Origin of the sequence: Wolbachia endosymbiont of Drosophila incompta, assembly GCF_001758565.1 — a bacterium.
Classification (GTDB): domain Bacteria; phylum Pseudomonadota; class Alphaproteobacteria; order Rickettsiales; family Anaplasmataceae; genus Wolbachia; species Wolbachia pipientis.
In genome coordinates this window covers 534,560-534,772 of the sequence record NZ_CP011148.1, presented here as the reverse complement: position 1 = coordinate 534,772, position 213 = coordinate 534,560, and the positions used below count along the sequence as shown (strand labels likewise).

Genomic DNA, 213 nt, shown 5'->3' with positions numbered 1-213 from the left:
ATATCATACCATTGTGGAGCACCATTCCACCAATCAGTTGAACATCAAAGTGCCTCATGTTAAGAAACCTTCGAGAGGCTTCACGCACAACTGCAAATGCAGGTACGAGAAGATCATTTAACGTTTTCCCATTTTTCAATTCTTGTTTGAATTCTTCAGTTTTACCAGCAAGCTCCTCATCAGATAAACTCTGCATTTCTGTTTCTAATGCAT

The 213-nt window shown here is 39.0% G+C and carries 1 protein-coding gene; it reads right to left on the bottom strand.

Annotated features, from left to right (window positions below; translation table 11 throughout):
- Window positions 1–213 (bottom strand): hypothetical protein (locus tag WG67_RS08345; protein WP_458695004.1); only part of this gene is annotated, 213 nt, incomplete at both ends.